The following is a 6,811-nucleotide window of genomic DNA, read 5'->3' on the forward strand; positions in this document are numbered from 1 at the left end:
CGCCGCTGTGGGAGCGGTCCTTGACCGCGAACCGAGCCGAAGGCGAGGCTGGTCTGGCAGAGTCCCTTCGCGGGTCGAGGACCGCTCCCACGAAAACAACAATTCTAATCTGGCTCGGGCCTTTCGACAGCGCCGCTGTGGGAGCGGTCCTTGACCGCGAACCGAGCCGAAGGCGAGGACGGCCTGGCATCGTGCTCAGGTGTGGCCCGCGCTGTTCTCTGTATCCTCCTGCCGCCTGTTTTCTGTATCAGTACTTTCCCCAGGGTAAAAATGCGCCATGAACCGGGTTGGCAGGTCGGTGATGATGCCGTCCACGCCGAGGGCGGCGAGGCGTTCGGCTTCTTGCAGGTCGTTGACCGTCCAGGTGGAGACTTTCAGGCCACGGCGGCGTGCGCGGCGCATCAGGGCATCGTTGACCAGGGTGTATTTGGGCATCAGCCAGCGGCACCCCAGCGCCTTGGCGCGCCGGGTCGGTTGCTGGTAGCGGTGCTCGCTGATGTAGCCGCGCTCCAGGTGCGGGGCCATGGCGCCGACCATGCGCAGAAAGCCGGTGTGGCTTGAGGTCACCACCACCCGCGATTGCAGGCCCTGCTCGGCGATCAGCGCCACCAGTTGCTGGGCGATACGGTGCAACAGCGGGGCACCGGCGCCTTTCACTTCAAACTGGAAACGCATCTCGGGCCCACAAGCCGTGACCACCTCCCGCAGCGAGGGGATGCTTAACGGGCTGTGCCAGCCGGGCGTGTTGTGGCGCGCGTCCAGCCCGCCCAACTGGTAAAGCGTGTAGTCCTGGGCGCGGCCGCGTTCGCCGGTGGTGCGGGTTACGTTCTTGTCGTGCACCACGATCAGGTGGCCATCCCGGGACAGGCGCACGTCCAGTTCCACTTCGCCAACGCCGGCGTCCCGGGCCACCTGAAAGCCGGCCAGGGTGTTCTCCGGCGCCTCGCCCCGGGCGCCCCGGTGGCCAACGATGGTGGGAAGGTGTTTGCTCATAGCCTCACTATCAAGGGTGATTCAGAGGTCCGGGGGGCGGGTCACGCCCCGCGCAGTTTGACGGTGCCCCGCGGGCGCTTCAAGCAGCCTCGCGGCAAAAAGTGACAATGATATGACGGCCCGGTGTCATCAAGCGGTCACCGCCGCCCGGTTAGGGTCGCCGCATCGTTGTTCCGTCGAGGGAGACCATGGGCGCTCTGATCAGGCAGTACCTGGTGTTGTGGCGGCACTCGTGGCGGCCGGGGCACGCCGGCCGGGCCGCCGGGGTGCCGCTCAGGCGCTGGCTGGTGTTGCTGGTGTTCTGGCCGCTGTTCACCGCGTTGCAGTTGCTCAATGGCGCAGCGCTGTGCCTCGACCACTGGCTGTTCCCCGGGTTTCGCAAGGTGGCGGTTCGCCAGCCGTTGTTCGTGGTGGGTATCCCGCGCAGCGGCACCACCTTTCTGCACCGCCTGCTGGCCGGCGACCGGCAGCGCTTCACCACGCCGGCGCTGTGGGAGCTGATCTTCGCGCCGTCCATCGTACAGCGGCGTTTCTGGCGGGCGGTGGGGCGCCTGGATCGCATTCTCTGCGGTGGCCGGGTAGGGCGCGCGCTGCGCGCCGTCGAGCGCCGCCTGCTGGGCGGGCTGGACGACGTGCACCAAACCGGGCTGTGGGACGCGGAAGAAGACTACCTGGCGCTGTTGCCTTTCCTGGGCTGCTTCTTGCTGGTGCTGGTGGCGCCCCACCCACTGCTGTGGCGGCTCACCGAGGCCGACCGTTGCCTGCCCGAGGCGGAAAAGAAACGCCTGATGCGCGCCTACCGCCGGGCGCTGCAGCGCCATCTGTACGTGCACGGTGAGCACCGGACTTATCTTTCCAAAAACCCGTCGTTCACGCCGTTTATCGAAACCCTGGCCAAGGAATTCGCCGACGCGCGCTTTATCGGCTGTCTGCGCAATCCAAGCGCGGCGGTGCCGTCGCAGATCAATGCCATGGTGATCGGCGCCGCCCTGATCGACGGCCACGACACCGCGGCTTATTGGCGCGAACGTTTTTTCGAGATGCTCGAGTATTACTACCGGCACCTGCTGGACACCTTCGACGCCATGCCCGGGCCACGGCGGGCGCTGTCGCCCATGGAGCGGCTCAGCGCCGAGCCGCTGGCCACCGTGACCGGTTTCTACCAGCGTTTCGGATGGACGCCGAGCCCCGCCTACCTGACGTACCTGGCTGCCGAACAGGAGCGCGCCCGCGCCTACCGCAGCGGCCACCAATACAGCCTGCAAGGCCTGGGCGTGGACCCCGGCGCACTGCACCGCCGCTTCGCCCCCGTCTACCAACGCTTCGGCTACCCCATGGACACAACCGACTGACCACTCATCGTCTGACCACTGAACACTGTCACCAACCCGTCATCCACGCCATCCATACTCGCACCCATGAAAACAAAGCGATTGCGTGTTTTGTTCGTTGTCGACGCCATGAAAGGACGCAATGGCGTCGGCGCCTACTTTCAGGATCTCAGCGCCCATCTGCGGCCGCTGGTGGAGCGCGTCGAGCTGGTGGCGCCGAGCCTGAGTGAGCCGCACCCCTGCCAGGGCGTGTCGATGCCGATCCCGGGCGACGCCACCCAGCGCCTGTTTTTACCGCGCATGCGCCGGCTGGCGGCGCTGGTCGAGGAAATGCGGCCCCACGTGATCGTCATTCCCGGCCCCGGGCTGTTCGCGCTGGGCGCGTTCTGGATCGCCCGGCGCCGGGGCATTCCGCTGTGCGTGACCTATCAAACCGATTATCACCAACTGGTGCGGCTGTACTGGGGGCCGCGCCTGGCGCGGCTCGCGGGCGGCCTGATCGACGCCCTGAACCGGCTGCTGTTTCGCGGCAGCCGCACCGTCACCACCATTTGCGAAAGCATGCTGGCCGAAGCCCGCGCCGCCGGCGCCCGGCAGCCTTGCCTGGTGGGCACGCCGCTGGGCGAGGCGTTCGTGAATCGCCCGCCACGGCCGATGGCGGCGGCGCTTGAGAGTGTGCTTTATGTGGGCCGCCTGGCGGCGGAGAAGAACATCGACGCGGTCCTGGCATTGGCCGAGCACTGCCCGCAACTGCGCGTGGTGATCGCCGGCGACGGGCCGCTGCGCGATCGGGTGCGCGAGCGCGCCACGGCGCTGCCCAACCTGGACTATCTCGGCTGGTGTTCCCGTGAGCAGGTGGTGGAAGCGGTGGACGCCGCCCAGGTGTTGGTGTTGCCGTCCACGGTGGAAGCGTTCGGCACCGTTGCCCTGGAAGCCATGGCCCGGCAGCGGCTGGTGATCGCCACGCCGGCCTGCGGCATTAACGAGTGGCCGCAACTGGCGCGAGCGCTGACGGTGATCGCCCCCGGCGAGAGCCTGGCCGACACGGTGCGCCGGCTGGCGGCGCACACCCCGGCGCAACGCCAGGCACAGGCGCTGGCCGCCCGCGCAGCGGCGATGGCGATGAACCGGGGCGCGGTCGAGCACTGGGCGCGGGTGCTGGCCGACTGCGCCGGCCCCGAGGCGCCGCAACCGGCGGCAAAAGTGCGGTCCCGGAAACCGTTGTTCAGAAAAGCACTGGGGCGGCTGGGCGCGGCATCGCGGCCCGGGCTCTGAGATCTGAAATGACGCCGACCAGCCTGATCTCGATCCACGATGTGATGCCCGAAACCCGTCCCGGGGTAGAGGCGCTGTTGGCCGCACTGGCCGCCACGCCGGCCGCCACCGTGACGTTGCTGGTGGTGCCCGGACGCGCCTGGAGCAGCGCCGATCTGGCCTGGCTGCACGGGCTGGTGGAGCGCGGCCACCCGCTGGCGGGGCACGGCTGGCTGCACCGCTGCCCACCGCCGGCAAGCTGGCGCCACCGCCTGCACAGCGCCGTGCTGTCGCGCCGGGTGGCCGAGCATCTGGCGCTGGACGCCGACGGCATCGCCGATCTGATTCGCCGCTGCCACCGCTGGTTCGCGGTGCATGATCTGCCGGTGTTGCCGCTGTACGTGCCGCCGGCCTGGGCGCTGGGAACGATCCCGCGCCAGCGTCTCGCCGAGCTGCCGTTCCGCTACTACGAAACCCTCGGCGGCCTCTACGACGCCGACCGCGACCTTTCCATCACTCTGCCGCTGCTGGGCTTCGAAGCCGACCAGCCGCTGCAGGCGGCGGCACTGCGCATCAGCAACAGCTTCAACCGGCTGCTGGCGATGCTCTCCGGGCGCGCCCTGCGCGTGGCGCTGCACCCCAACGACCCCACCCTGCGGCTTGGCAATGACATTGGCCCGTGCCTGCGCGGGCTGGCTGGGGCATCGGTGGGGTATCCGGGGTTTTAGGACGCTGGACGGCAGGCGCTGGACGCCTGACGCCTGACGCCGGACGCTTAGATCAAGCCCCGTGGCGGAACGGATTGCGGTGATGCATAAAGCGCTTGCGTAGCCGCAATGCTCGCAAAGCGTTTTTATCTTTTAGCGTCAGGCGTCAGGCGTCAGGCGTCCAGCGCCTCTTACAAATGCGCCAACCGATCCACGTTATTCTCAATAAAATCGATAAACGCGCGCGTCTTTGCCGGCACCAGATCGCGGCCCGCATAGACCATGAAAAAATCCAGGTCCGGCGCTTTGTACTTGGGCAGCAGGGGCACCAGATCGCCGCTCTCCAGGTGATCCTGGATGTCCCACTGGCTTTTCAGCGCGATGCCGTAGCCGTCCAGCACCCACTCTTTCAAGGTCTCGCTGTTGTCGGTGATCAGACTGCCGGAGACCTTGACGCTGTGGTGGCCGCCGCGTTCGTCCGTCAGCACCCAGTTGTCCTTGAACGAGCCGAAGCAATCCAGAATCAGGCACTCGTGCGCCTTGAGATCCATCGGGTGTTTGGGCATGCGCTTGCGCTTCAGATATTTCGGTGACGCACAGATGCAGCAGGGGTTGCTCATGATGCGCTTGGCCACCAGGGTCGGGTCCTGAGGTTCGCCAATGGCGATGGCCACGTCGATGTCCTCGCCAATCAGATCCACCGCTCGGTCGCCGAGAAACAGCTGAACCGACAGCTCCCGGTGGCTGGCGGCGAACTCCGACACCAGTGGCGCCACGCGGTTGCGTCCCAGCGCGATGGTGGAGGTGATCTTGAGGGTGCCTTGCGGCGTTTCGCGGCTGGAACTCACCGACTGCACCGCGGTGTTCAGCTCGGCGAGCAGCTTATCCAGCTTTTCATAGAGATCGGCGCCTTCCTCGGTAAGTCTCATGCCCCGCGAGTTGCGCAGCAGCAGGCGCACGCCAAGCTGCTCTTCGATACGGGTGACATACTTGCTGATGGAGGCAATGGAAAGATTCAGTTCCCTGGACGCTTCGGAAAGCGACCCCGCCTTGACCACGGCGACGAACACGGTGAATTCGGCTATCCGTTTCATTGTTCGAATCCTTTTTTTGCACCTTTTTTGTTATTCAGGCGTTTCCACAAACAAGCGCCTGCTTGCGCCTGATATTTCCGCGCCTACCCCAAGGTGTCTGTACCCACTCCATGGACAGAGTCGTTCGCTGATTTACCCGGGCGCTGGACCCGTGTTCCGATGCCGCCGGAGCGTGGGCCGGGCACTGTTGAAAGACCGGCACGCAAATCCGCAAACCCCCAGAGCATAGCACAAAACAACTTTTTGAATACCGTGACACGCGTGCTTCGAGAGAGCAGGGCAATGACGCTCTCGGAGCCCGCGAGCCGGGCTTTTCAGCGCCTCTCCCTGGCCATGGGCGAAGCCGCTTCTTTTTCCATACAAGTAGGCTGGGTACTGCCCGGAAGAGGGCGGCCAACCGCTCTGTTCCCAACCGTAACACTTGTAAACATTACCCCCCTTGGAGACGCCTTTCCAGCCCTGTTTTGCCCCCATTTGAAGCGGAATTAGTGCACAAAAAAAGGTAAACGTTAAGGGTTATGATGTTTATATTTTTGTATCCCAAGGCTAGATAGCGTCCCTTTTTTTACGCTTTTTTTCATCGTGAACTGGCCCAAAAATACCCGTTAAAAAATCAATAAAATCCTTATAAAACAGATAGATACTCCATGTTTTCATTTTTTGAAAGGTTGCTTTTCACGTTTTCACGTATTCGACGTTATCGCGCGCCTTATACGCTCAGCCATTGCACCTACCCAAGGGTGTCCACCCGTTCATGGACAGTTCGGGCCATAAAACGAATAACGACTGTTTATTTAAGAACAACATCACAACAATGAAATCGGAGGGAAAATCCGCATGCGACCGCTTTCCATCTTAAAGACTGGACTGTGCTCCAGCGCGTTGCTCCTGGCTCCTGCCATCTCTTTGGCGAGCATGGGTAACCTTGGTACCACCTACGGCCTGCTGCCCAGCGACATCGCCTCCGCCCAGGCGCTGTCGATGTTCAACACCCAGGTCTCCAGCGTCTATTACAACCCTGCCTACCTGACCCACGACCTGCGCGGTGAACTGACCGCCGGTCTGATGCATGTTGAAAGCGACCTGCAGGCCGACAGCCAGAACTTCGGCAGCTACGATGTGCAAGATACCGATTCCCAGCAGAGCCTGCTGGGCCTGAAAACCGACCTCAGCGACATCACCGAGTTCGGCCAGCCGATCGCCCTGGGGATCATGCTCGGCACCGAAAAGTACGGCAAAGAAATGCTCGCCTTCAGCTCGCGCACCGCGCCCTACGGCCAGTACTTTCGCGGTGGCCGCCAGCCGCTGTTTCTGAACGTGGGCGTCGGCACCAAGATCTTCCGGGGCCTGGACTTTGGCGCCTCGATCCTGGTGACCCTGCGCTCCTCCGCGGAGCTGGTGGCCAACACCGACCTGGCCGGCAACACCGACT

At 64.3% G+C, this 6,811-nt stretch carries 5 protein-coding genes and 1 pseudogene; 4 read left to right on the plus strand and 2 right to left on the minus strand.

Going from position 1 to position 6,811, the window contains the following annotated elements:
- Positions 1-195: 195 nt before the first annotated feature.
- The gene (locus CGS25_RS18605; protein WP_101676385.1) at positions 196-993 is read right to left on the minus strand and encodes a glycerophosphodiester phosphodiesterase; all 798 of its coding nucleotides are present in this window, start codon (positions 991-993) and stop codon (positions 196-198) included.
- A gap of 188 nt (positions 994-1,181) precedes the next feature.
- Here CGS25_RS18605 and CGS25_RS18610 point away from each other — a divergent pair, with 188 nt between their 5' ends.
- The 3 genes from CGS25_RS18610 to CGS25_RS18620 all read left to right on the plus strand — a co-directional run bounded on the left by CGS25_RS18610 (position 1,182) and on the right by CGS25_RS18620 (position 4,306).
- The gene (locus tag CGS25_RS18610; RefSeq protein WP_101676386.1) at positions 1,182-2,345 is read left to right on the plus strand and encodes a sulfotransferase; all 1,164 of its coding nucleotides are present in this window, start codon (positions 1,182-1,184) and stop codon (positions 2,343-2,345) included.
- Positions 2,346-2,453: 108 nt separating this feature from the next.
- On the plus strand, positions 2,454-3,599 hold the full coding sequence (locus CGS25_RS18615) for a glycosyltransferase (RefSeq protein ID WP_232802503.1): 1,146 nt from the start codon (positions 2,454-2,456) through the stop codon (positions 3,597-3,599).
- A gap of 8 nt (positions 3,600-3,607) precedes the next feature.
- Complete coding sequence (locus CGS25_RS18620; protein ID WP_232802505.1) at positions 3,608-4,306, plus strand: polysaccharide deacetylase family protein; 699 nt, start codon at positions 3,608-3,610, stop codon at positions 4,304-4,306.
- Between the two features lie 170 nt (positions 4,307-4,476).
- Here CGS25_RS18620 and CGS25_RS18625 read toward each other — a convergent pair whose 3' ends face one another.
- Positions 4,477-5,379, minus strand: a complete 903-nt coding sequence (locus CGS25_RS18625) for a LysR family transcriptional regulator (protein ID WP_089031807.1) — start codon at positions 5,377-5,379, stop codon at positions 4,477-4,479.
- 915 nt (positions 5,380-6,294) lie between these two features.
- On the opposite strand from CGS25_RS18625, the pseudogene CGS25_RS18630 reads away from it, so the two are divergent.
- Positions 6,295-6,811 (plus strand): annotated as a pseudogene (locus CGS25_RS18630) (aromatic hydrocarbon degradation protein); the annotation flags it as partial.

This window comes from Alloalcanivorax mobilis (assembly GCF_002864685.1).
GTDB classification, from domain to species: Bacteria; Pseudomonadota; Gammaproteobacteria; order Pseudomonadales; family Alcanivoracaceae; genus Alloalcanivorax; species Alloalcanivorax mobilis.

Bases quoted from the DNA above. Each gene is read 5' to 3' on its own strand.
- CGS25_RS18605 (WP_101676385.1), bottom strand. From the start codon at position 993: ATGAGCAAACACCTTCCCACCATCGTTGGCCACCGGGGCGCCCGGGGC.
- CGS25_RS18610 (WP_101676386.1), top strand. From the start codon at position 1,182: ATGGGCGCTCTGATCAGGCAGTACCTGGTGTTGTGGCGGCACTCGTGG.
- CGS25_RS18615 (WP_232802503.1), top strand. From the start codon at position 2,454: ATGAAAGGACGCAATGGCGTCGGCGCCTACTTTCAGGATCTCAGCGCC.
- CGS25_RS18620 (WP_232802505.1), top strand. From the start codon at position 3,608: ATGACGCCGACCAGCCTGATCTCGATCCACGATGTGATGCCCGAAACC.
- CGS25_RS18625 (WP_089031807.1), bottom strand. From the start codon at position 5,379: ATGAAACGGATAGCCGAATTCACCGTGTTCGTCGCCGTGGTCAAGGCG.